General features: G+C 42.0%; 14 protein-coding genes. 6 read left to right on the top strand and 8 right to left on the bottom strand.

The window, feature by feature from the left end:
* Nucleotide 1 precedes the first annotated feature (1 nt).
* From MHN81_RS10405 to dinG, 3 genes are read right to left on the bottom strand one after another with little or no spacing between them, the layout of a single operon-like run.
* On the bottom strand, nucleotides 2-601 hold the full coding sequence (locus MHN81_RS10405; protein ID WP_023397005.1) for a primosomal replication protein: 600 nt from the start codon (nucleotides 599-601) through the stop codon (nucleotides 2-4).
* Nucleotides 598-1,377: a TSUP family transporter gene (locus MHN81_RS10400; RefSeq protein ID WP_023397004.1), complete on the bottom strand. Its 780-nt coding sequence runs from the start codon at nucleotides 1,375-1,377 to the stop codon at nucleotides 598-600. The genes MHN81_RS10405 and MHN81_RS10400 overlap by 4 nt, the downstream gene beginning before the upstream one ends.
* A gap of 2 nt (nucleotides 1,378-1,379) precedes the next feature.
* Nucleotides 1,380-3,449 (bottom strand): ATP-dependent DNA helicase DinG, encoded by a 2,070-nt coding sequence (gene dinG, locus MHN81_RS10395; RefSeq protein ID WP_023397003.1) that lies wholly within the window; start codon nucleotides 3,447-3,449, stop codon nucleotides 1,380-1,382.
* 23 nt (nucleotides 3,450-3,472) lie between these two features.
* Between dinG and MHN81_RS10390 the strand changes: the two genes are divergently transcribed.
* From MHN81_RS10390 to MHN81_RS10370, 5 genes are all read left to right on the top strand, one after another.
* The gene (locus tag MHN81_RS10390; RefSeq protein ID WP_239425685.1) at nucleotides 3,473-5,845 is read left to right on the top strand and encodes a DNA polymerase II; all 2,373 of its coding nucleotides are present in this window, start codon (nucleotides 3,473-3,475) and stop codon (nucleotides 5,843-5,845) included.
* A 495-nt stretch (nucleotides 5,846-6,340) separates the two neighbouring features.
* Nucleotides 6,341-9,010: a TonB-dependent receptor gene (locus MHN81_RS10385; protein WP_239425684.1), complete on the top strand. Its 2,670-nt coding sequence runs from the start codon at nucleotides 6,341-6,343 to the stop codon at nucleotides 9,008-9,010.
* A 774-nt stretch (nucleotides 9,011-9,784) separates the two neighbouring features.
* Entirely contained in the window at nucleotides 9,785-12,592 is a 2,808-nt protein-coding gene (locus MHN81_RS10380; protein WP_239425683.1) for a TonB-dependent receptor, read from the top strand.
* Nucleotides 12,593-13,278: 686 nt separating this feature from the next.
* Nucleotides 13,279-16,095: a TonB-dependent receptor gene (locus MHN81_RS10375; protein WP_239425682.1), complete on the top strand. Its 2,817-nt coding sequence runs from the start codon at nucleotides 13,279-13,281 to the stop codon at nucleotides 16,093-16,095.
* 461 nt (nucleotides 16,096-16,556) lie between these two features.
* On the top strand, nucleotides 16,557-16,799 hold the full coding sequence (locus tag MHN81_RS10370; RefSeq protein WP_023396998.1) for a hypothetical protein: 243 nt from the start codon (nucleotides 16,557-16,559) through the stop codon (nucleotides 16,797-16,799).
* A 443-nt stretch (nucleotides 16,800-17,242) separates the two neighbouring features.
* Here the strand turns inward: MHN81_RS10370 and MHN81_RS10365 are convergent, their stop codons facing one another.
* Nucleotides 17,243-19,573 (bottom strand): DEAD/DEAH box helicase, encoded by a 2,331-nt coding sequence (locus tag MHN81_RS10365; protein WP_239425681.1) that lies wholly within the window; start codon nucleotides 19,571-19,573, stop codon nucleotides 17,243-17,245.
* A 104-nt stretch (nucleotides 19,574-19,677) separates the two neighbouring features.
* Here MHN81_RS10365 and MHN81_RS10360 point away from each other — a divergent pair, with 104 nt between their 5' ends.
* Nucleotides 19,678-20,514 carry a M90 family metallopeptidase gene (locus MHN81_RS10360; RefSeq protein WP_023396996.1) on the top strand — a complete coding sequence of 279 codons (837 nt, stop codon included), beginning with the start codon at nucleotides 19,678-19,680 and terminating at the stop codon, nucleotides 20,512-20,514.
* A gap of 61 nt (nucleotides 20,515-20,575) precedes the next feature.
* Here MHN81_RS10360 and MHN81_RS10355 read toward each other — a convergent pair whose 3' ends face one another.
* The 4 genes from MHN81_RS10355 to MHN81_RS10340 all read right to left on the bottom strand — a co-directional run bounded on the left by MHN81_RS10355 (nucleotide 20,576) and on the right by MHN81_RS10340 (nucleotide 25,479).
* A complete protein-coding gene (locus MHN81_RS10355; protein ID WP_023396995.1) occupies nucleotides 20,576-22,471 on the bottom strand; it encodes a DEAD/DEAH box helicase in 1,896 nt (631 codons plus the stop codon).
* 128 nt (nucleotides 22,472-22,599) lie between these two features.
* Nucleotides 22,600-22,863: a GrxA family glutaredoxin gene (locus MHN81_RS10350; protein WP_023396994.1), complete on the bottom strand. Its 264-nt coding sequence runs from the start codon at nucleotides 22,861-22,863 to the stop codon at nucleotides 22,600-22,602.
* 128 nt (nucleotides 22,864-22,991) lie between these two features.
* On the bottom strand, nucleotides 22,992-23,270 hold the full coding sequence (locus MHN81_RS10345) for a peptidylprolyl isomerase (RefSeq protein ID WP_023396993.1): 279 nt from the start codon (nucleotides 23,268-23,270) through the stop codon (nucleotides 22,992-22,994).
* 136 nt (nucleotides 23,271-23,406) lie between these two features.
* The gene (locus MHN81_RS10340; protein WP_239425680.1) at nucleotides 23,407-25,479 is read right to left on the bottom strand and encodes a TonB-dependent receptor; all 2,073 of its coding nucleotides are present in this window, start codon (nucleotides 25,477-25,479) and stop codon (nucleotides 23,407-23,409) included.
* Nucleotides 25,480-25,502 lie beyond the last annotated feature (23 nt).

The following is a 25,502-nucleotide window of genomic DNA, read 5'->3' as shown; positions in this document are numbered from 1 at the left end:
GTCAGCGATTGCCTTGCTTTTCTAATTGTTGGATTTTTTCTTCTGTCGCTGATATTGCTTTACGACAACGCCCTAAACGCGTATGCAACGCTAAAATTTCGGCATTCAGTTTAGTATTTTGCTCTGCGTTAGCACCGTCCAGTTGGGCACGACGAATATCTATCATTTCCTGTAATCGACGTTCAAACTCATGGTTTTGGGATAGCTCTTGGTACAGTTCGTGGGAGGATTGCATGATCCGCTGTACAGCCTTTTTGTAAACCTTGGCTTTTTTCGGTTGACTGAGCTTATTTTCTTTTGCCCATACAGGAGTCGATTTTAATACCTTGATGATGGCCTGCATCTGCTCGCCAATTTGTTCAACCGCAAATTGGTATGCATGACGATTTTGCTCTGGCGGTAAGTGTTTGAGTGCCTGTTGTATTTCATCGACATAATCGGTGAGTAGCAAGCTTTTGGTGTGGAATAAATGACTGTCAAACAAACTAGGTTGATTCTGTATGTAACGGTTTTTGTCAAACCATTTTGCTTTGTCAAACTGATGAGCCTGAGTAGCAAGCTGTTCAAGTTTACTTTTGAGCTTTAGAAAAGCCTGGCTCATGACACATATGCCTCAAATATTAACTTGCCTGCTAAGACTATGACCACAGTATTAAAGATAGGTTTAATTAGCTTACTGCCAAATTTTATTGCTGAATGAGCACCTATCCATGCACCAAGCATTAAAAAAGCTCCCATGGTAACGCCAAGTAAAAAGTTTACATGGCCAAGTGCAACAAACGTGATGAGCGAAATAAAATTCGATACAAAGTTCATTGAACGCGCTAGGCCACAATTTAGCAACAAACTCATTTTATACAGTAAGCTGTTGGATGCGGTCCAAAAAGTGCCCGTCCCCGGGCCTGCTAGGCCATCGAAAAAGCCAAGAGACAGGCCTTGCAACCACTGTTTAATTTTCAGAGCTGGGGTCTTCTTGGGTAGTGTGTTTAATTCCGTAGAACTTAGGCTACCAAATAAACTGTAGAGTGCGACCACGATGATGATTATGGGCAGTAGCTTATTGAGTACTTCGATACTTAGTTTGTCTACAAGTAGCGTGCCGAGGATTGCGCCGATGGCTGTGGCGAGTGTGGAAGCTGCCCAAAATCTTGGGTTAAATAGCTGTTTTTTATAGTAGGTGAAGCTCGCTGTCAGTGAGCCAAAGCTGGCTGCTAACTTATTAGTTCCCAATGTAACATGAGGCGGTAGCCCTGCTGTTAACAATGCAGGTACAGTCAACATGCCACCGCCACCGGCGACAGCATCGATAAATCCAGCTGCCAAAGCAACCGCACATAAAAGTGCCCAAGTTAGCGGGTCAAAAGCGAGTTCAAGCATTATTAATCTATTTGTCTTGCAAAGGGTGGCAGCGTGTCTAGCATGGCTTTTCCGTAACGTTTGGTTACGAGACGCCTATCAAGTATCGTGATGCGACCAGAATCAGTTTCCTTGCGCAGAAGTCTACCACAGCTTTGCACTAATTTCTTTGCAGCATCCGGTACAGTAATAGATAAAAACGGATTTCCACCTTTTGATTGAATAAATTCAGCTTGTGCCTCTTCGACTGGCGAAGTCGGTACTGCGAATGGTATTTTAGTAATTATTAGATTTTCAAGGTATTTTCCAGGCAAATCTAGCCCTTCTGAGAGGCTTTGTGTACCAAATAAAATACTTCCGGCACCTAAATCTATTGCGGCTTTATGGCGGCTAAGGAGGGCTTCTCGAGACATTTCACCCTGCACTAAGATATTAAGTTTTTGCTTACGTAGGGCAGAAACAACATGGTCCATTTGCCAGTAGGAGGCAAATAGCACTAAATTTGCTTTCTTTTTATCCAAATACTCAGGTAAGGCCTCGGCCAAAAAGTCACTAAATGTTTTGTCAGTGGGTTCGACTGTGGTTTTGGGTAGATGTAACGTCGCTTGCTGTTGATACGCAAATGGAGAATCTGCTTTGATAAATTTGGCCCCATCCTCACCAATTAAACCGCTCTCTTTAGAGAAGTGATCAAAGCTGCCAAGTGCGGTTAAGGTCGCTGAACATAACACGGCACCAGCGCACTCTCGCCAAAGTTTGTCTTTTAAATAAAACCCAACTTCAATAGGGCAATCACATAATAAGTAGTCGTGATGGTTTTTGTATTCCATCCTTTTTATCCAGCGCGCATGCGGGGTACTTTCCCCCTTGGCGGCATAGCTAAACCATAACTTGTTGAGTTGCTCTAGTCGATTAATGTATAGCCCACTTTCGACTAAAAGAGGATCCGCTAAAAATGGTTGCACATCGCCATCGGATACATCTGTCGTGAGTGCATCATGCATCTTGTTTAATGCTCTTAGCGCATCTAGCGTGGCATCTGCGATATCTTTGGCTTGTGTTGTTAGCGACTCTGGCACGTCGCCATGAACAAATCGATAGGTGTCATTGTCGTTGTATTCAAAATTAGCCTGATCCAAACTATCACGCACGATTCTGAGAAACTTGCCCGCATCATTGGCTGCATCGTTAAGTTTAAAGTTTTGGCCGATGGCTTTTTGCGACACTATGGTGTTGGCCATTTTGCCACTGAATTTGAGTAGTTTCTCAAGCCACTCTAGGGTGCCTTTGATGGTCGCGGCTGCTGATGAAAAGTCACGGGTGATATGTGGTAAGTGATGCGCTTCATCAATGACATAAAAAGTGTCTTCTGGTTCAGGTAATATAGTACCGCCACCAAGTTCGAGGTCTGCCAATAGCAGAGCATGGTTAATAACCAGTACGTCCATTTGCGCTATTTTTTGTCGTGCTAAGTGAAAAGGACACAGATGGTGTGATTTCATTTGTCTTTGACAAGCGTGTTTGTCGCAAGCAATCAGATTCCATACTTTATCTGGGATAGTGTCTTCCCAGCTATCCCGGTCTCCGGCCCACTGTTTGTTTTGATACGCATTGGCCAGTTCGCGCAAGCATTTTTGCTCCATATCGGTAAGCGGTGAAGAAGTAGTCGGCACCAAAGACATTTGCGTGTCATCTTCGTTCACAGCTGCCATCAACTTTTGCACACAGATATAACGTTGACGGCCTTTGACTAAATCGAATTTAAAGTCGATACCACTGTGTTCTTTAAAAAAGGGCAACTCTTTTTCGATTAGCTGCTCTTGTAATGCAACTGTTGCCGTAGATATGACTAGCTTTTTCTTTTTTGCCAATGCTAAAGGCAATGCACCTAGACAGTATGCGAGAGATTTTCCCGTGCCCGTACCCGCTTCTATAACGCATATGCGTTGTGATTTGTGGTACTCGCCAGCAAGGGTTTTGGCGATTTCTGCAACAAGGTAGTTTTGGCTACTGCGCGGGCGGTAGTCCGTCAATTGCTGGGCGATATTCTGATGGGCATGACGTACGGTTTTTTTTAATGAGTCTGACAACATGTGGATCGCCTAAGCAAAAAAGTATGGATATAATTACAGGGGTGTATTTTAGGCGGGGTTCACAATTGGCACAAGCAGTATATCCGGGCTTTATTTTGTCCCGGCAGCAAACTTCATATAAAGGCAAGACGCGCTTGTGTTATTGGTTAAAGACACATCAGGGTGCTATTAAGGCGTTTGTTGAACATGAAAAAAGTGTGTTTTTTGTTAAACAAGTACACCAAGATATTGTAAAAAAACGCTTAAATCAGGTTAATTGCCAATTTCAATTAGCTCAGGTGCCTCTTAAACATTTCGACCAATCCCAAGTCGTAGCGTTATATTTTTCAAGTTTAAGTGACTTTTATTCAGCCAAAGAAACATTAAATGGTCATGTGCCATTATACGAAGAAGATATTCGTCATGCCGATAGATATTTAATGGAGCGCTATATTAAAGGCAGCGTCTGGGTCACCGGCGCATCAAAACAAGGTGACGGCTACCTTGAATTGCACAATGCGAAATTAAAAGCACACCCTTCTTTTATTCCACAGTTAAATATGTTGTCTTTGGATATCGAGTGTAGTGGAGATGGCGTTTTATTTTCTGTTGGCCTGGTAACGCAGTCGGAAAAAGTGGTGATTATGATTGGAGATCCCGAACCGAGTGATATCAATATTATTTGGGTCGAAGATGAAATATCGCTACTGAATACGCTACAGGTGCTTATCAATCAGTTAAACCCTGATGTACTGATTGGCTGGAATATCATTGATTTTGATTGTGTGGTATTGCACGAGCGAGCACAGGCTCTAGGTGTTGTTCTCAATATTGGCCGTGATGGTGATGCCATGCAAGTATCAAGCGGTAATTTCACCCGAGTGCTGATCCCCGGGCGGGTGGTTATCGATGGTATTGATACCATGAAAAATGCAACATATCACTTTGAAACTTTTAAGTTAAGTTTTGTTGCTAAGTCAGTTTTAGGCCGAGATAAGCTGATTGGTCAAGATGATCGTTTGGAAGAGATCGTCAGGCAATTTCATGAAGATAAACCCAGCCTAGCCAAATACAATTTAGAAGACTGTATTCTTGTATGGGATATTTTCCAACAGCAGTCTTTGCTGGACTTTGCGATAGCTAGAACGCGTTTAACGGGCCTAGAGCTTGAGCGCATGGGAGGATCTGTCGCGGCTTTCACTAACCTATATTTACCTTCACTACATCGTAGCGGTTATGTTGCGCCAAACCTCGGCGAGCATGGCTTGAGTTTCGATAGCCCAGGTGGCTATGTTATGGATTCAAAGCCGGGGCTTTACCAAAATGTTTTAGTACTTGATTTTAAGAGCCTATATCCATCTATCATTCGCACATTTTGTATTGACCCTATGGGGCTTATTGAAGGAGGCCGAAACGCGCACGATGCTATTCCAGGGTTCAATAAAGGGCTGTTTTCACGAGTACACCATCATTTGCCAGAATTGGTCGAGCAACTTTGGGCAGCCCGTCATCGTGCCAAACAAGATGGTGAGCATATGTTGCAACAGGCCATCAAGATTATTATGAACAGTTTATATGGCGTACTTGGCTCTAAGGGATGTCGTTTTTATGACCCTCGACTGTCTAGCTCAATTACGATGCGCGGTCATGAAATAATGCAAACAACACGGCGTTGGATCGAAGATTTGGGCTACGAAGTTATATACGGTGATACGGATTCGACTTTTGTTAAGGCGCCAGACACATTTTCACACCATGCCTGCCTAGATCTGGGAAAAACCTTGATGCAGGAGATAAATACACGCTGGGAACAAGAGCTAAGCGAAAAATATCATTTACAGAGCTTTTTGGAGATTGAGTTTGAAACGCATTACCACCCATTCTTTATGCCCACGATTCGTGGTCAAGAGACTGGCTCGAAAAAGCGCTATGTGGGTCAAATTGAAAAAAATGGTGAGCATGAACTCGTTTTTAAAGGCATGGAAACCGTGCGTAGTGACTGGACGACTATTTCAAAAGAATATCAGCAAGCGGTGATTAGGGCATTATTTGATGGTCAAAGTGTGACAGAAGTAACCGAACATTATATTGCTTTGATCACCTCAGGTCGTGTCGATGATAAGCTCATCTACAAAAAACGTTTGGGCAAACCACTGGATGCCTATGTCAAAAATATACCACCTCATGTTCGAGCTGCGAAAGAGGCGACGAGGCTAGGGTATGTCAAAGGTCTTGGTAAAGGTAGCCAAATAGCTTATTTCATCAGCCAATCAGGTCCGCAGTTGTACATTAAAGAGCTTAAATTGCTTGATTATACGCACTATATAGAAAAGCAAATATTACCAATCTATAAAATGTTGCCAAACGTCGATGACAATACCATTAATTTGGCAGGGCAGCGCTCTCTTGATTTGTAAATCTCAAGAAGCGATTTTTTATCGCTTTGTAATATTCGAGATTTTACCGCACAACAGTTAGTCAATCGATAAAATTGCTTTTGCAGTGATGTAAATTTCCAGTCGGACTTGTGCAAATTATTTGTATTGATTTGATTTTGCAGATTAATTATTAGGCATTCAAACCAAAAGTAAAAATATTTTTATTAACGTGATTCGCGCTTGCTTTTTTTGTATCAAGCCAAAGTTGTTTTTTTATTGCACGCTCAACCTGTGAAATTAATTAAAAAAATAATTCATATGGGAGTAAGTGTTTATTAACTTCAAAACATTATTAAAAATAGAGTCCTTGCTGTTTAAATCTTGTTAGTGAGTGTTAACTCCTGCTTGTTTGACGTTTAACATGCGTGGCGATTAGTATCCCTGCCGAAATTTCAAAACCGGCCACTTAGAGCCAGAAATAAAGACTTATAAAACTCAAGCTTACCAAGTCAAGGTAGGCCCAGGGAGAATCACATGTTGAACACTAAAGTAACTAAGGCAGTGCGTATTGCACTAGCATTGGGTGCTGCTTCTTCAGCTGCATTTGCAGCCAATGCAGTAGCGGCAGATGGTGCAGAAAAAGTAGAGCGTATTGAAGTCACAGGCTCACGTATCAAGCGCGTTGATATGGAAGGTGCAAGCCCAGTTGAAGTAATCACAACAGCTGATTTCGAAAATCAAGGCCGTGTATCTGTTGCTGAAGCACTACAAAGTGTTACATCTAACAGCTTTGGTTCTGTTGCTCCAAGTTCGGGTAACAGTGGTCAGTCACAAAGCACTGTTAGTCTTTTAGGTGCTGGTGCAGGTCGTACGCTAGTGTTGGTAGATGGCAAGCGTCTGGGTGGTTCTCCATCACTAAACGCAGGTGGCGCAAACCTAAGCTCAATCCCAATGGCGGCAGTTGAGCGTATTGAAATTCTTAAAGATGGTGCATCAGCTGTTTATGGTTCTGACGCGATTGCAGGTGTTATCAACGTTATTCTTAAGAAAGACTTTGAAGGCGCAGCGTTTGACATTCAAGTAGGTCGTCCTGATGCTGACGGCGGTGAGACTAAGCAAATGTCACTGTCGTTTGGTGTGAGCTCTGACAAAGGTAACATTACATTTGTATATGACCATCAAGAGCGTCGTGCTATCTTCGACCGCGATCGTGACTACACGAAAGCAACATGGGAAGATAAAAACGGTGATGGCGTAATTTCAGCTGGTGACGAAACGACAGGTATTAGCATCTATGGTGCAACTATCCGAGACGCAGAAGGTAACCATCATGCGTCACTTAAGTGTAAAGAACTAGAAAACACTGTACCTGGTTTTGTTGGTGTACTTGACCAAGGTACTGGTTATGGCGGCATTGGCAAAGGTGAAGTATGTGGTTATGCCTTTGCTGACGTATCTGCGAATATGGCATCTACAAAACGTGACTCGATCATGACGAGCCTTGCGTACGAGCTAACTGATGATATCGAGCTTTATGCCCGTGGTATGTTTAGCCGTAATGACTCGTTTGGTCGTTATGCGCCTGCTGCTGCAATGTGGAGAAACATGCCAGCGGACAATGAGCACAACCCACTAAACGCAGAGGCAAATGGTCTATTCCGTTGGTACCAGCTTGGCAACCGTGACGGTGAAGTAACTGACTATCAACAAGACTACTTGCTAGGTCTTAAAGGTATGTTTGGTGATACTGCTGAGTGGGAAGTGTCTTACCACAAAGCGCGTCTAGACTACCGTACTGCAGGTCGTTATTACTTAAGCTACTCAGGTCTTGCATATAATAATCTATATGATATCGATATGGGTTCTGAAGAAGGCATCAACAACATGCGTGCGACAACGTATGTTGAAAGCCAAAGCGATCTAGATCACTTCTTCGCAGGCCTTGGTTTCGAGTTTGGTGAACTTGAAGGCGGTATGATCAGCCACTACGTAGGCGGTGAGTACTTCGAAGAAGTTTTAGACTCAAAGTTTGATGCACAAAGTGATGCTGGACTTGTTGGTGGTAACGCGGGTGCTTCTGGTCTAGGTGAGCGTGATGTGACGGCACTATTCTATGAAGTAGCTTTCCCAGTACTTGATAACTTAATCGTAAGTGCGGCTTACCGTTACGACGATTACAGTGACTTTGGTAGTGTAGGTAACCCAAGTGTTAAAATCGAATACCGTCCATTTGATGACCTATTAGTTCGAGGTTCATACTCAGAAGGTTTCCGTGCTCCGACTCTGAAAGAGCTATATGGTGCAGATTCTGAAGGTAGCCCGAGCACAACTGACTACGTTAAATGTAGAAAAGACCTACCTGAAGGCCATACAAAAGATGACCTTGCGAATGCTTACCTAACTTGTCCACAAAGTGCATACTATGAGCTTAGAAAGAGCAATGAAAACCTAGGTGCTGAAGAGTCTACTTACATTAACCTAGGCTTTGTTTACTCTGGTTTTGAAAATGTAGCGATCAAGGTTGATTACTTTGAGCTTGAAATTGACAATGTAATTTCACTAATCACGATCCAAGACCTTGTACATATTGAAAATGGCCCGGGTTTAAATGAAATTTATACTAAGTTTCCGGAAGTGAAGTTAAACCGTGCTCAAAATGGTGCAATTTCTGGTTACTCTCACACGCAATATGCAAATGGCTCATTCATGTCGCGTAAAGGTTATGACATTGACTTGTCATATAGCCTAGACACTCGTATCGGTGAGTTTAAGTTTAAGAATGTAACAACGCTATTGACAGAAGTTGGTGAAGACATTTACTTCTCTGGCCCTGCGAGCGACCAAAAAGGTGCTCCAGATCAGCCAGATTGGCGTTCACAGCTTTCAGTTAACTACTCAGCAGATAGCTTCTCTGTAAACTGGACAACTGATGTTATCGGCGGCACTCATGAGAGCGATGTTGTTCAAGTCGATCCAGCTGGCAATCCTTACATCGTATACTCTGGTGACGTACCAACTTATGTGACACATAACTTGAATGTGAAATATTTCACAGAGAGCTACGGTACATTCACAGTAGGTGCACGTAACCTATTCGATAAGGGTGTTTTACTAGATAGCAAAGGCAAATGGATTGATGACCCAATGTACAATGCAGGTCATATCGGTCGCGAATTGTTTGCAGGTTATAGCATCAGCTTCTAATTTGCTTATCTAATTTAATCAAGCCTCGCTTTATGCGAGGCTTTTTTTGTACTTGTTTGCATTAATTTCGTTTTTATTCCTTTCTTAAGTCTTCCTTCTAAAAAACAAGCAATAGCGCTTTTATACAGATTTTAAGCAAATCCAAAGTTCCCAGCGCGCTTGATATTTGATTGTTTGAATTTTCCTTATTGATAAATATGGCTCAATAGTGCTGATTTTTGGTTAAAAAATAGCTTTAAAGATGGGTTTTGTATCTATTTTTGGTTCTAAGTTTATTTTTTATATGTGTTTTGGGTGTTTGGTGATCATTGATTAACCTTTTGGTATCAAGTTTTGTTTTTTTACTATGTTTTAACATGGGGTTTTCTTGTCTTTTTTATTTTTATGTCTCTGATTTTTATGTGTTTTATTGTAAATGTTTCCTGTTTGTTAATTGGGTACGTCGTTTTTTGATCGGTTTGTTGTGAAATTTGATCTAATTGAGTGTGTAGCAGGTTTTTTGGTTTTTTTTTAAAAAGTGGTGTTTTTTTCATAAAAAAATAAAAAACACTTTAAATACATTGAGTTAAGGTTTTTTCTGTGTGTTTATTGTAACTTTTAGTGTGAAATAATGTTGATTTTTAAGATTAGAAGTGCAATAAAATTGTTGACGCTGAGGGCAGGGATTGTTTAGTATTCCTGCACTGTGTTGCCCTTAGTGCAACAATAAAAAAGATTGGTTCACACCATTTATATAATTATAACCACTCAAAAGAGTGGTCCAGGGAGATTCAAATGTTAAACAATCAAGTAACCAAGGCTGTGCGTTTAGCGCTAGCTTTAGGTGCTGTATCAGCATCAGCTGTTGTATCTGCTAATGAAGCAGGTGAACAAGAAGTAGAGCGTATTGAGATTACAGGTTCAGCGATCAAGCGTACTGACCTTGAAGGCGCGCTACCAGTTGACGTTATCGATGCAGCAGATATTGCTAAGTCTGGTGTAACCAGCGTTCCTGACCTTATTGCGAACATCCCATCGATGCAGGGCTTCACTGCAGCGGGTGAGTCAGTTGGTGGTGGCGGCGGCGGTGTTCAAACTGCTTCATTACGTGATTTAGGTGCTGAATATACGCTAGTACTAGTTAACGGTCGTCGTATGGCGTCTTCAGATTCTGGTTCTAGTATCGACATCAACTCAATTCCTCTATCTGCAATCAAGCGTGTTGAGATCCTAAAAGACGGTGCATCTGCACTTTATGGTTCTGATGCGATTGCGGGTGTTGTAAACTTTATTCTTAAAGACGACGTGCAAGAGACTACAGTCAGTGCGCGTTATGACAAGCCAAAAGATACTTCAAGCTCTAACTTTGCAATCACAACAGGTTTTGGTGACCTAGGTAGTGATGGCTTCAACGTAATGGTGAGCTTCAGCCGTGATGAGCAAGACAACTTAAGATCGGTTGATCGTGACTTTGCAAAAACAGGTTTCGTACAGTTTGAACATGCTGGCCAAGATCTGGTAGCAATTGCTGGTTCTTCGAATGCGATCCCAGGTAACGCTTATGTCACATACAATACACGTGATGAAAATGGCGACTTCATTCTTGATGACGAAGGCGACAACAAGACTGCAACTTACTCGCTTAACCCTTACAAAGAAGCAAATGGCTCATGTCACACAACGAGTGCACCTTCAGGTAATGCGTGTCAGTTCGACTACACAAGTACACTAGAAATTCAGCCAGAGAGTGAGCGTAACAACTTATTCCTTCAAGGTACATTCTCAGTAAATGATGATACGGAAGCATACGTAACTGCATCTGCATCACAGTTTGATATGACAGCGCGTATTGCACCTTACCCAACAGGTACTTTCTCACTAGATGCTGACTCACAACTTGTTCAAGACAACGTAATTAAGTACTTGCCTGAGAATGTTAAAGCGGACATGACAAAAGTTGCAGCTCGTTGGCGTGTACTTCCAGGCGGTAACCGTACTGACGAATACAGCACAATGACTACGCACTTTGTTGCTGGTTTACGTGGTGATTTTGGTGAGTGGAACTATGATGTTGCTGTAACTAAGTCAGATGCTGAACGTGAGCAAAACCGTATTACTGGTTACCCTCTAGAAAAAGAGTTTATGGCTCTTGTAACTTCAGGCCAAATCGACATCTTTGCTGACCCATCTTCACTAACTGATGAGCAAAACACAGCAGTTAGAAACACTATGTTCAGCGGTCTTTGGGAAACTACAGACACAGGCCTATTTGCTATCGAAGGTAAAACTTCAGGCCCAATCGCAGAACTAGATGCTGGTACTGTTTATATGGCTGTTGGTTTTGATTACCGTCAGTCTAACTACTCACTAACTAACGGTGAAGGCCAAAATGCTGAAGTCGTACTATTCGAATCAGCTGGTACTGAATTTGATTTAGAGCGTGACAGTTACGGTGCATTTGCTGAAGTAGTTGTTCCTGTTCTTGAAGACCTAGAAGTTACAGGTTCACTTCGTTATGACGAAATTGGTGAAATCACAGATTCTAAGCGTACTGGTAACCAAACAGTTAATGACAGTGCTGACGACACAACTTACAAGCTAAGTGTTTCATACCGTCCAAATGACCAGTGGTTGCTACGTGCTTCATACGGTACTGGTTTCAAAGCGGCAACGATGCGTGAAATCGCAGCACCTCGTCTTGAGTTTGGTGTAACGGCTTCTCCTTACGACTGTCCAGCAGGCCTAAGACAAGAGATCGCTAGACACTGTTATTCAGACAAGCTTCAGTATGACGTGTTCCGTGAAGGTAACCCTCAACTTCAACCTGAAACTTCGAAGCAGTACACGATGGGCTTCGTATGGTCAGGTGACCAAGGCACAAGCTTTGGTGTTGACTACTGGAACGTTGAGATGGAAAACCAAGTTAGACGTCTAACGCAAAACCAAATCTTCGGCGACCCAGTAACATATGCAGAGTGGTTCACAACTAAGATTGACAAAGGTACTGGTGATACAGTTGTAGCAATCATCCAGGCAGCTGATAACGTTGGTCAGTCAAGAACATCTGGTATCGACTGGCACTTCGACTTCACTACGGAGTTCTCATTCGGCACACTTAAGTCTCAGTTGATGGGTACTTATATGCTTGAAAGTGAAAACCTACGTGTAGGTAGTGACAACATCTGGGATACAAGCCTAGGTAAAGTAGGTACAAACGAAGCGGTTACTTTCCGTAACATCGTTAACTTCAACAATACGTTCACTCACGGTGACTTCACTCACAGCTTAAACATTAAGGCGCGTAGTGGTTACACAGACGCAGCTGCAGACGTAAGTTTCTACGTGGCTAAAGCTGACGACTGGAATGATGCAGTTGATGGTAGTGTGATTCAAAAGCACGTACCTGTTTACATGACTTTCGATTACCGTCTAGCTTACGCTTGGGGTGATAATGCAAATGTAGGCTTTGGTATTAAGAACCTATTTGACAAGCAACCTCCATTCACACTGAATGCCGCTGCTGGTCACCAGGTTGGTTACGACCCACGTTATGCTGACGCATACGGCCGTAGCTTCTACATACAAGCTGATTACACTTTCTAATTTCAGCTACTTGGCTCTAAGTATCACTTAGAGCCAAGTTACTTATTTACAAGAAAGTTCTAACAAGTTGCAGCATTTATAACTTTATTAATAAAGCGTGTTACGTGAATTTATGTAAAAAAGGTAGATGCCATGTAGCTTAAGTATCTACATGAAATAAACTTGTCTAGAAAACCTACTTAGGTAGGTTTTTTTTTATTTGTTTTATTGCGCATTCCGATCTTATTTGTTTAATTGTTGTTTTTTTTGTTTATATTTTGTTTTTTTGGCTTGTGCGTTAATTGAACGTTTTCCAATTCTTTTTTCACTTCAGTTGATTTAGATTTTTCGTCATCTTTCCTAACAAATGTATCGATATTAAAAAGCCGGAAGTTTTGCAGCTCTTTGTTTTATTGTTATTTTTGTACCTTTTTTGAATTGTTTTTGTTGCGCTATCTAAGCTTGGTTTATCCATTGTTAGCCACAAGTTCAACTATTTTATGAGTTTTGTTTATGAATCTTTTAATTGCCTTTTAAGCAATAATTCATTGTATTAACTGGTTTTTACAAGCTTGCATGAGTATTTACTTTGTGGTTACTATACTTGCGTTGTTACATATGAGGTACACAAAAAAGTAACGTGTTTAACCTCGTATTGAAGGCAAAATTAAAATAAAAGCTTTTCTAAAAGCCTAGGGAGAAATTGAATGTTAAATAGTAAGATTTCAAAAGCAGTTCGCTTAGCGATCGCTTTTGGTGCTGTTTCAGCAACTGCTTTTAACGCAGCAGCTGAAGAAAAAGAAATCGAAAAAATCGAAATTACAGGTTCAAGCATCAAGGGCACAGACCTTGCTGGTGCGTTACCAGTAAATGTCCTAAGTGCAGAAGACATCAAAGCAACAGGTGTTACATCTGTTCCTGATCTGATCACTCAAATTCCTTCAATGCAGGGTTTCACAACTCCAACTTCTTCTGTTGGTGGTGGTGGTGCAGGTACTGCAACAGCTTCACTTCGTGGTCTGGGTTCAGAGTATACTCTAGTTCTTCTTAACGGCCGTCGTATTGCTTCTCAGTTTTCTGGTAGCTCTGTTGATATCAACAGTATCCCTCTTGCAGCAGTTGAGCGCGTTGAAGTTCTAACTGATGGTGCTTCAGCAATCTACGGTTCTGACGCTATCGCAGGTGTAATTAACTTCATCCTAAAAGATGAGGTTGATCAGTCTACTATCTCTGTAAGAACAGACCGTCCTCGCAAAGGTGGTGAAACAACAAACGTAAGTTTCACAACTGGTTTTGGTGACTATGACTCTGACGGTTACAGCTTATTGTTTACAGTTTCTCACGACACTCAAGAAACATTGCGTTCTAAAGATCGTGACTTCTCTAAAACAGGCCTTCTAGAATTTGCACATGAAGGTCAAAGTTACTTCTCTATCAACGGTTCTCCAAATGCAATTCCTGCAAACGTAGAAGTTGAATTTGGTGAAGGCGAAGATACTTACTCATTCAACCCGTACCTATCTACCAATGGTAACTGTGCGCCAGACAATGCAAAAGACCCAAGTTCTGAGCAGTGTATGTTTGACTTCACAAGTACATTGGAAATTGTGCCAGAAAGTGAACGTACTTCATTCATGGTACACGGTAACTTTGATGTCACTGAAGACGTAAAAGCATTTGCTACTGTGAGCTACACAGATTTCACTATGACGTCTCGTATCGCACCTAACCCAACGGGTGGTATTCCAATCGGTACAACTGGTGAAGCATATACTAAATATGTTGAGCCGCACCTGAGTGAAGACCAAAAAGCACGTGCAACAGAAGTATATGCTTCGTGGCGTGCACTACCAGGCGGTAACCGTACTTCAACTTACGACACTACAACATTCAACTCTTCTTTTGGTTTTGAAGGTGTACTTTTCGATACTATCGACTTCAGCACTGCATTAGCTATTTCAGGCGCTGAGCGTGACGAAAGCTTCTCAGATGGTCACTTCTACGCAAACTGGGTTGGTGACATTGCAAATGGTACAATTGACGTATTTGCGCTTCCTGGTGAAATGAGTCAAGCAGGTCTTGATGCACTTGAAGCAAGTAAGTGGCGCCATGTAAACCAAACTTGGAAAACAAGCTCTATTGCTTGGGATTTACGTGCATCACAGCCGTTATTTGAATTACCAGCTGGTGAAGTATATATCGGTTACGGTGTAGACTACCGCATAAACACTTACGAAAACATTCCTTCAGCTGAAAATGCTAAAGATGAGCGTTGGGGTGCAGGTGGCGATCCAATCTTTGACCTAGAGCGTACAACGTACGGCGCGTTCACTGAATTCCAGGTGCCAGTACTAGACGACCTAATGCTTTCTGCAGCGATTCGTTACGATATGATTGGTGGTGTAGATAACAACCACTACATTGATGAAAACGACGCAACCGAAACTGTTCAGCAAATCACTGCGAACGATGATGAAAGCGATGTAACTTACAAAATCAGCTTACGTTACAATGCGACTGATGACTTAGTACTTCGTGGTTCAATCGGTACAGGTTTCCGTTCAGCGACAATGCTAGAAATTGCACAGCCGCAAAACTACGGTGGTGTTACTCGTGCGCCTTACACATGTCCTGTAACTGATGCTCGTAAGAGTGGTTGTAGTACAGCGCCTATTCAGTACAACCTGTTTAACAGTGGTAACGCAAACCTAGAGCCAGAGACATCTGATCAGTGGTCACTTGGTTTCGTATACGCGCCAAGCAATGAGTTCACTTTCGAAATTGACTACTGGAAAGTTGACATTAAAAACCGTGTAGATGAGCCATCAGAGACTTATGCGTTTACTACAAACCCTGCGCTATATGACGAGCAGTTCGTACTTGCGCCGGATCCGAACAACGCGAGCCGTCAGCGTCTATACTTCATCTCTCAGCCTCTGAACATCGGTGAGAGCATCAACGAAGGTATCGACTGGAAAGTTTACCTAAACAATGAATTTAGTTTTGGTACTCTGAAAACTTCACTTCAAGGTACATACTTCGTGAAGCAAGAGTACACACTAGCGGGTACAGCTGATGAGTGGAGAAGTTCACTTGGTCAATACGGTGCGGACGAAGAAGTTGTATTCCGTAACGTAATCACTGCTCAAACAGTATTGACGACTGGTGACTTCAGCCATACATTACGTGCGAACTATCGTTCAGGCTGGCATGATGCAGAAACTAACGTTCAGTACGGTACAATTGAGAACCCAGATTACGTACGTAACGACGATGGTACATTAACTGGTGCAGTTCACAGCCGTGACGTACAGTTAGAAGTTCCTTCTCACACAACGTTTAACTACAAAGTTGATTACTTCGGTTTTGAAAACACAGTAATCACAGCTGGTATTAAGAACATCTTTGACAAAGAGCCTCCGTTCTCACTAGGTGATGCAGAAGGTCACTTGGTAGGTTATGAAGGTCGTTACTATGACCAGTTCCTACGTACTTTCTACTTAAGTGTTGACTACAGCTTCTAATTTTAGCTGAGTTCTAAAAGAGCCGTTTTATACGGCTCTTTTTAATTATGCTCCTTTATTTTATATTCCCTTTATATTTCACTCTAAACGATAGTTTTTTATAACCTTATACGGTTGCCTCATCTTCAGTTACAGTGTATCTCTACGCAATAAAACACAAAGTTAAAAAGTTATACGCTTTGCCAAAATAACGAGCGATGCTAGTTGTTCATGGGTAGCTAAAATAAAAAGTATTTACATCTATTATAGCTATGGCAGGAGAGTTTCTTGCAGTTAATGTTGATTATAAGAAGTGGTGGTTTTTGATTTTTCTCTAGAATTAATTGTTTAATATGTATTATTTAATATTTATTGTTTTTTGTTTTATATGACTTGTTTTTTATTTTTAATAACTTGATTTATTTTTTTGTACGTTGTAGTTTTAATTGGTAGGTATTTATAATAAAAGGATAGGGAATAAAATGATAAAAAAAATAGGATTAGTAGCGCTTTTAGTATCGACAGGCTTCGTTACCGGTTGTCAGTCAACAGATGCATCGGGAGACAGTGCAAAAAAAGATGGCTATCGTTGTGAGCAGGTACGTAGTTTAGGGTCAAGTATCCCGAAAAAACGTTGTACAACAAAAGAGCAGCGTAGGCAAGATCGTGAGAACGCCCAAGATCATTTACGTGAAAGTCAGGTTATACTGAGCGGTGATGGCTAATAATAAACTTTAGTGTACCTTAAAGCTCTATTTTATTACACTAATTTGAATATGGCCTATAAACTTAGGTCATTTATTTTTAAATAATACCTTACTTTTTATTTCTTCTCTAATGTTGTGGTTTTAGTCTCTTGTTTTTTAAATGAAAAATAACATTGGGAGGTAGTAAGTTTTATAACCCTGGTCTTTCTTCCTTTATTTACAGTTTTCTGGTCTAGCCAGCTATTTTAAAGTGGAAAGTTAAGTGTCTATATATCATTGTTAATAGTTTCATGGCTTAGTGCTATATTCCCCCAAAAACCTGCACCACAAAAACAAAGGCTGAAGGTCTGGTAATATTCTAAAACAGATTAGGAGATCCCAAAGAAACTTCCTAACAAATATAATTATCTGTGAAGTTCAGGTGGTTGGGGTTGCGAGTATTACACTATTAACAGTGCTTTTTACTTTATATCTACAACCTTGCTGGATTTTTTATATTGAATTTTATAACCTGTCCAGCTTGGTAGCTCCCACCTTTTAGGCGCATCTTTTCTGTTTCCTGAGAGGTATTCTAATAAAATCCGTTTACTTAAAAAATTATAAGCAACGGACATATTTAGCTCTGGTAGAGAGACCTTAATAGGGTGCTTCTCGATGAAGGGATCTAATAGCCAGCTTTCTACTTTTTGGAAGTCTAAGTCATTTGATTCGATTAACTCTATGTCTTCTGGCTGCGTAATACCGAGTACACGCAATGTATGGTCAAGATGTTCTTCTAAAGTTGGAACTGTTTTATTTATCTTTTCATGCTTGTAGTATAAAGAATGGTAAGTGAGAGTGTTTTTTATTTTGGCTGCGGAGCCTGGAAACAGCGTATCGGATTGAATGAGAAGTCGGCAAGCTGTGATCAGATCATCACCTTGAGCTAGTTCTGCTTTAGTATTCAGCGATATACCTGCATATATTAAATCACATTCTATATAGATTTGTTCATTTTCAATAAAAGCCTGAGTGATACGGTGTTCTCCTATGCTCAGTTCGGTAAGTATGTTCATTGGCAGTGGCGCGGCGAGTGTTGCCATTGTCATCGCTTGTTTACTGCCTTTACCAGCAAGGGAGAAGGTATCTAATACCAACATGGCTTGGGTATGTTCATTGATACGTGATGTATTGGAAGGAGAAACTTCTATTTTACCATTACCATAGCCACCTCTACGATTTTGTCGCTTTACGAATATCCGTTCTGGGCGTGCTTTTGCAATGGCTTGTAGAAGAGCTTGGCGGTCATAACTCGCTGCTTTGTCTAGACTTGGCAAGCAAAAAGATTCTCGTAATTGTTCGCTAAATTGTTTTGCTTCAGCCAACGCCTCTTGTTCGATATGGAGCAGTCCATCTAGTTTTCCACGAACAAGGGCAATGGCTAACTCAACATCGCAGTAGTTTGGTAGTAATGAATTCACTTGCTCTAGCTGGTCGAGGTTATTGGGCAGTTGATAAACTCGCGCAGGCACAGAGATCAGTGCTATTAAGTCGATAACAGCTTGTTTGAGTGCACCAGAAGGCATATTCGCAATCAAAAACCCCAGCTCAGCATCTACCGGAAGCGGATAGAGAAGCTTCCCAAGCTCGGTCGCACATTGTGTGTTATCAATTGCGCCGATACCATGTAGAGTCGTGAGTGCTTGTTGTTTAGATGCCTCTGGTAATGGGTCGATAAATGGTAAGGAATCTACGCCTTGTGCCGCGCACCCCGCGGCCAATACCAGTTCTGTCAGTGATTCGCGCTGAATTTCTGGAGGGGTTCGTTCAATAAGAGGGGCAAATTGACCGTATAGATGGATACAAATACCCGCTTGTGTTCGGCCTGCACGGCCTAAACGTTGTTTTGCGGAGTCACGCCCAATTGCGTCTAACCCCAAAACAGTTTTGCCATTTCTGAGGTGTGTGCGTCGTTCTAGGCCTGAATCTATGACACAGGTAACATTTGGTATGGTCAGAGAGGTTTCAGCCACGTTGGTAGCTAAGATAATACGCTGCGATGACTGCCTCGAAAGTGCGAGTTGTTGATTGTGTTTGGAGCAGCCACTGTAAAGTTGCACCACTACCGCATCAAAAGATTTTAATGCAGACGCACAGGCTATGATTTCCCCTTTTCCTGGAAGAAAAACTAAAATATCACCGTCAGTGTCTTCTTGTGCTTGATGGCACGCTGCAACGACACGCTCTGTTAACCTGTCTTTTGTTGGCATAGCACGTTGATCTTTTGCTATAAAGTCCTCTTCAACGGGGTACATGTTTCCCTCGCTGTGTAGGATTGGTGCATTTAAATATCGGCTTAGGCTGTGTGCATTAAGCGTAGCGGAGGTGAGAATAAGCCGATGTTGCGCATGCTGCTTGAGCAATGCAAGCAGGAGATCCATGTCCCAGCGGCGCTCGTGAAATTCATCTAATACTATTTGTGAATAGGCGTTCAGTTTGTCTTCAAAATACCATCTAAGTGCAACGCCTGGGGTTACAAATACGATATCGGTGTGTGCATCAAATACAGTTTCAAAACGAATAGCGTAGCCTACTTTATCCCCAAGTTTTGTTTCGCATAAATTAGCGACATATTCCGCAAGTGATGTACAAGCGATACGCCTTGGCTCAACAACGAGTACTTTGCCCTGAGAGGCTGCCCAAATGGGTAGCTGTGTCGATTTACCAGAGCCTGTGGCTGCGGTAACAATGACATCTTGTTTGGAAATAGTGGTTAAAAAATCTGACTGTATAGATTCAATAGGCAGTGACATGGCAATTTATATTCGGTGTTTTATTTGACGATTTTATCAAAGAATGATTGAAAAGGGACAAAGGTGCACACACTTAAGTAAAAAAGCACAGTAAATGAGCAAGTATGATAAATCTTATGTTAATCGCCTTTTTAGCCGTGTTTGTGGTTGTTTATTGGTATCTCAACGACATAAAACGCTATTTTTGGCACAAAAAATACCAACCGCACAAGTTGTCAACAGCAGATAAAAAGGTGCTACTTAACTACATGCCTATCTACCGCAACATGACAGACGCTGATCGTCAGAGGCTTGAGCAGCATATCATTTGGTTTTTAGGTGAAAAGCGGGTGATTGGCCGCGATGGTTTACAAGTAACCAGGGCAATGTCATTGATCATTGCAGCTGATGCATGTTTATTGGTCTTGAATCAAGCCTGGCCACTATATCCAAACGTTAAAGAAGTACTTTTGTATCCAAGTCAGTATTACGCACCACAGACCAACAAAGACAGTGCAGGACTGGTAAGTTATCACACTGCGGTTAGGCAAGGTGAATCATGGCCTGGTGGCACATTGGTGCTTAGCTGGCATGATGTTTTAGAAGGAAACCGTCTACCAGGTGATGGTCATAATCTAGTGTTTCATGAGTTTGCTCATCAGTTAGATCAACAAGCTGGTAATACCAATGGTACCCCCGAGTTGCCAAAAGAAATCAGCTATCAGCACTGGGCTGATGTGTTGAGTCGCGCTTATCGCCAACTTAAAACTCAGCTTGCGTATCAGATGCCCCATGTGATCCATGAGTATGGGGCGACCAATGAAGCCGAGTATTTCGCTGTATTAACCGAAACCTTTATTGAAAAGCCGGTTGAGTTGAAGCAGGAGAATCCAGAGCTGTTTAATCTGATGGTAGCCTACTTTAGATTTGATCCCAGAGACTGGTTGGGAAGAACGATTTAGGACGGGACTTAAAATAAAAAAAGCCGCTAAAGTAGCAGCTTTTTTTAAAGATGTTTACAACTTATGAAAAGTTGATTTCGTTACGTTCACCACGCTCTTTGCGTCTGTTGTCACGGTTACCATCTCTGTTACCGTCACGACGCTTGTCGCTACGTGGATCTCTGAAGCTGCGCTTACCACCGTCACGACGGTCACCACGCTCTTCGAAGCGTCTGCCACCATCACGGCGCTCACCACGCTCTTCAAATCGTCTGCCACCTTCACGGCGATTACCATTGCCACGCGCCTGATCAGCAGGGTGAGTACTCTTAGTCATCTTCATTGGACGTTGACAAATGTGAACGCCTTGGAAGTGTGTTAGAGTCTCAGCTGGCATATCTTGAGGAAGCTGAACTGTGCTGTGCTCGTCAAATAAGCGGATCTCACCGATAAACTTACTTGAGATATCTGCTTCGTTTGCAATCGCACCAACAATGTTCTTAACCTGAACACCGTGCTCACGACCAACTTCAATACGATATGTATCCATTGGACCTGTGTTACGACGGCCTTTTTTATCACCACGGTCACCGCGTTCACCACGTCTGTCATCACGGCGATCACGATTGCCATCACGGTCACGACGTTCGCGCTGTTGAACTTTAATTTCTTCAACTTTAAGTGGAGACTGTTGCTGTGCAAGGCAAAGAAGTGCAGCAGCAAGTTGCTCTTGGCTTAGTTCAAGTTTTTCACCTAGACCTTGAGCTACTTCACTGAAGAACTCGATGTCTTTGTGATCAAGTGACATGCTTAGCTTATTCTGAAGTGCTTCGATACGCTTTTGCTCAACGATTTTTGCACTTGGTAGCTCTACTTGCTCAATGTCTGAACGAGTATGACGCATGATGTTACGTAATAAGTAACGCTCGTTACCTTTTACAAACAAGATAGCTTTACCTTTACGACCTGCACGACCAGTACGGCCAATACGGTGAACGTAGGCTTCACTGTCTTGTGGAATATCGTAGTTGATAACTAGGCTTAGGCGGTCAACATCTAGACCACGTGCCGCAACGTCTGTTGCGATAACGATGTCTAGTAAACCACTTTTCAGTCTTTCAACTGTACGCTCACGTGCCTGTTGGTTCATGTCACCATTTAGTGGTGCAGCAGAGAAACCTTCACGCTCAAGTAGTTCAGCAAGCTGAACAGTATCATTACGAGTACGTACAAACACGATAGAAGCATCGTAATCTTCAGCTTCTAAGAAGCGTACGATAGCTTTATTTTTATGTGTCGTTGCACGCCAGTAAACTTGCTCAATTGTGTCAACAGTTGAGTTACGTGGCGTGATTTTTACTTGCTCTGCGTTATCTAAGTACTTAGAACAAATAGATTGGATCTGCTTTGGCATAGTTGCAGAGAAAAGACATGTTTGCTTTTCTTCTGGTGTTTTTTCCATGATGCTTTCAACATCATCGATAAAGCCCATGCGTAGCATTTCATCAGCTTCATCTAATACCAATGCATTTAGGTTAGATAGATCAATGGTCTTACGGTTGATATGGTCGATTAAACGCCCCGGAGTTGCCACGATGATCTGTGCGCCACGGCGAAGTGCACTTAATTGCACGCCATAGCTTTGTCCACCATATAGCGCAAGTACTTCTACGCCTCTGGTGTACTTAGCATACTGCTCGAATGCCTCTGCAACTTGCAGTGCAAGTTCACGAGTCGGAGTCAGTACTAAAATTTGTGGTTGCTTAACGGATGCGTCAACATTGTTTAATAGCGGCAGTGCGAAAGCTGCCGTCTTGCCCGTACCCGTTTGCGCTAGTCCCAGCACGTCCTTTCTTTCTAGCAATAACGGTATACATTGAGCCTGGATCTCAGAAGGTGATTGATACCCTAGCTCTTCGACTGCTTTAAGGATTGCAGGAGAAAGATCTAAAGATTCAAACGTTACTGGTTCTGACATTAATGCGCCTCAACAATTTAAAAGAGGCGGCATTGTACAGTAAAGAAAAGATAATTGCTTGTATAAATTGGCACTAAATTTGTAGGTGGTTGAAATTGGTCAAAAAATAAACTGTATTTTTTTTAGGGTTATTGATATAACCCTAAATTTGCCTTGGCATAGGCCTCAAAATCATCAAATCCACCGATATGGGATTGGTCGACAAATATTTGTGGAACTGTGTTACAAGGCTTGCCAGCAGACTTTTCTAGATCGGCTTTGCTGATCCCTTCTTTATTTATGTCAATGTATCGAAAGTTAAAGTCATCACGCTCTTCTTTTAAACGTGTTGCCAATTCTTTTGCACGTACACAGTAAGGACAGCCTTCACGACCAAAAATAACAGTAAACATAGTAATAACTCTCTCAGTGATTTCAATGCCACTCAGTATAGTTGAGTGAGACCGAATTAAAATTGATTAAAAGCTATTAAGGTAATCTGTTTTTTCGATTGAATTAGGGGCAGCTTTTCAGCGTCTCACTAACTTCGATAAACAGTTTTAATTAAATGATAACCAAACTTTGTTTTAACCGGGCCATGTACTTCATACAGTGGTTTTTTAAATACGACGTCATCGAAGGCTTTAACCATGTCTCCTTTGCTAAATTCTCCTAGATCACCACCACGTTTTTTTGAAGGACAGGTTGAATGCTGTTTTGCCAATTTATTAAAGTCGCCGCCTTTTGCTAACTTGGTTTTGATGGCTAAGCATTCTTTTTCGGTTTTAACTAAGATGTGATATGCGCAAGCTTTAGGCATGATAATACTCCGAGGTGTTTAACGGGCGGATCATGCAAGGCAATGGCGAAAAACGCAAGTAGCAATTACTTACTCGCCATGCCTTATTGGGAAGGTTAACGCTACTTGTGCTTAGCGGCCCAAGCAGCTAGGGGAATTAAAATGTCACGCTAAAACCGATTGAAGGACGCATTTCAAAATCATCATTTTCTTCTTTTATATGAAGATCACTGACTGATTTTATTTTGTCGTAATCCAAATCAATGTAGGCAACATTGTCTTGACCATAAGCATTCATAAGTTCGAATACCAACTTACCATCTAAACCAAATACGGAGGTTTTTCTTTCGAAGCGTACATCAAGGCGATGGTAGGTTTTGAAGCGCTCTGAAAATGGGTCACCATATACAGGTAAAAAGCGACCGGCGTGATCCGGGTTCTCTCGTACACCAACAATTGGTGTATATGCTTGGCCGCTTCGCGCGGTGAAGTTAAAGCCACCTTGCCACAACTCATTAATGTCGTAGTTGAGCACTGCGTTGAAGACCAACGGTGTATCGGCGTAATAGTCTCGTGTGACATTTCTTCTTAAATCAGTACGTTCGCTTTTCGCATAACTCAGCGCAACCCAGCCGTACCAATTATCGGTTTTGTTTTTATTGACTAAAATGTCAACACCATATGCACGTCCCTCAACTTGGTTGCTGTATAAAAGGTGCGCGTCATTGCCAGAGTCAATCGCCAGTGGTAAGTCTTCCATTGTCTTGTAATAGCCCTCGATTGACCAAGACCACTCGTTTTCTAACTCTTGTCTAAAGCCCAGTGTGCTGTGAGTCGCAACTTGAGACTTTAATTTAGGGTTACCAATTTCAGGCAAGATATACTCGACATCTTGCATGCGATTATAACGGCCTACTTTTGCACTGATCACGCTGTTTGGTGAAACATAGTAGTTAACCGCAAGACGAGGAGAGGTGAAGGTCTCATCTGTATAGCGATTGTGCTGACTTTGCAAGCCAAGTTCTGTCTGCCAATCTTCATGTGGCTGCCAAATATGGGTGATACCAGCAAAACCTGAGTCCAGATCAATGGTGCGTTTTCCGTTGATCCGATCGCCTTTTTTCAAATCACAGTCAGGGTCTATTTCAGTACAAAGGTACTGAAAAGTATCATATTCATAAGTTGTTTCATTGTCGAAGTACGCGGCATCAAAAACGAAACGGTGCTGATTATTGACGGTATAGTTTAAGCGTGCCTTATAGGTATATTGCTTTTCTCCTTCTTGCTCGTAAAAGCCAGCTAGATTAGTGGGTTGTTTACCATATTCGAGTCTGCCAGAGTGATCCAAAGCACCTACACCTACTTTTAGATGAAACTTCTTACTATAGTGATCCCATAGGATACTTTGGCTGTTGAATTCTCTAATAAATCGAGCATCGCCCTGAAACTCAGGAGTTTTTTGCGCAAGTTCTGCACGCTCACTAAACCCAGCAGCGGCTGAATCTTCGGCACCCGTAAAATTAAAGGTGAGGGTATTTTTATCATTGATGTCCCACAAAAACTTGCCTTGATAGTCGTGGTCATCAGGGGCATCGTTGACTGTTACACCGCTGGGTTCTCCATCATCATCTTCTAGCTCTTCACCTTCGCTAAAAAATAGTGGAAGTGTACTTTTTCTACCTGATACATAAAAAGCGGTATTCTCCGTAGCTTGACCTTCGACAAAAAATCCAGCATTAAACATAGAGAAGTCTAGTGTGGTTGTGATGGGTTGGTATTTTGGGTTTCTCAAAGTGACGTCAAAAACAGCGCCTGTTGCATTACTGTATCCGGCGCCATAACCAGCAGAATATAGTTGGAAATCTTGAATAATATGGCGGTTAAAAATAGAACTACCAAAATCATGAAATATATAACCTGCGGGCATGAAATCAACTTCAAACATGTTGTCGCTAGGCGAAGAACCTCTTACCGCAGGTTCACTCATAGATCCTCCTGCTGCAACAACACCGGGCAGGGCGAAAACGGCGCGCAGTGGGTCGCCCAGCGCGCCAGGCATTTCAATCAGCTTTTCAGTGTCTTCAGTAATTTCAGAAGTAATTGAGCTTCGTTTATAGATAACTTCAATGTGTTCCATGTCATCATTTTTGGTTTGAGCATGGGCGGCCATCGCCATACACAACATCACAGGAGATAAAGTAAAATATTTGAGAGTATGTTGAGCAAACATCGTCGAGTCCCTTTGGCAGTGAG

Source organism: Pseudoalteromonas sp. Of7M-16 (genome assembly GCF_022347805.1).
Lineage (GTDB): Bacteria > Pseudomonadota > Gammaproteobacteria > Enterobacterales > Alteromonadaceae > Pseudoalteromonas > Pseudoalteromonas luteoviolacea_F.
Note: the sequence above shows the minus strand (reverse complement) of the source record. Positions and strands in the feature narration are given on the sequence as shown.

Bases quoted from the DNA above. Each gene is read 5' to 3' on its own strand.
- MHN81_RS10405 (WP_023397005.1), bottom strand. From the start codon at position 601: ATGAGCCAGGCTTTTCTAAAGCTCAAAAGTAAACTTGAACAGCTTGCT.
- MHN81_RS10400 (WP_023397004.1), bottom strand. From the start codon at position 1,377: ATGCTTGAACTCGCTTTTGACCCGCTAACTTGGGCACTTTTATGTGCG.
- dinG (WP_023397003.1), bottom strand. From the start codon at position 3,449: ATGTTGTCAGACTCATTAAAAAAAACCGTACGTCATGCCCATCAGAAT.
- MHN81_RS10390 (WP_239425685.1), top strand. From the start codon at position 3,473: ATGGATATAATTACAGGGGTGTATTTTAGGCGGGGTTCACAATTGGCA.
- MHN81_RS10385 (WP_239425684.1), top strand. From the start codon at position 6,341: ATGTTGAACACTAAAGTAACTAAGGCAGTGCGTATTGCACTAGCATTG.
- MHN81_RS10380 (WP_239425683.1), top strand. From the start codon at position 9,785: ATGTTAAACAATCAAGTAACCAAGGCTGTGCGTTTAGCGCTAGCTTTA.
- MHN81_RS10375 (WP_239425682.1), top strand. From the start codon at position 13,279: ATGTTAAATAGTAAGATTTCAAAAGCAGTTCGCTTAGCGATCGCTTTT.
- MHN81_RS10370 (WP_023396998.1), top strand. From the start codon at position 16,557: ATGATAAAAAAAATAGGATTAGTAGCGCTTTTAGTATCGACAGGCTTC.
- MHN81_RS10365 (WP_239425681.1), bottom strand. From the start codon at position 19,573: ATGTCACTGCCTATTGAATCTATACAGTCAGATTTTTTAACCACTATT.
- MHN81_RS10360 (WP_023396996.1), top strand. From the start codon at position 19,678: ATGATAAATCTTATGTTAATCGCCTTTTTAGCCGTGTTTGTGGTTGTT.
- MHN81_RS10355 (WP_023396995.1), bottom strand. From the start codon at position 22,471: ATGTCAGAACCAGTAACGTTTGAATCTTTAGATCTTTCTCCTGCAATC.
- MHN81_RS10350 (WP_023396994.1), bottom strand. From the start codon at position 22,863: ATGTTTACTGTTATTTTTGGTCGTGAAGGCTGTCCTTACTGTGTACGT.
- MHN81_RS10345 (WP_023396993.1), bottom strand. From the start codon at position 23,270: ATGCCTAAAGCTTGCGCATATCACATCTTAGTTAAAACCGAAAAAGAA.
- MHN81_RS10340 (WP_239425680.1), bottom strand. From the start codon at position 25,479: ATGTTTGCTCAACATACTCTCAAATATTTTACTTTATCTCCTGTGATG.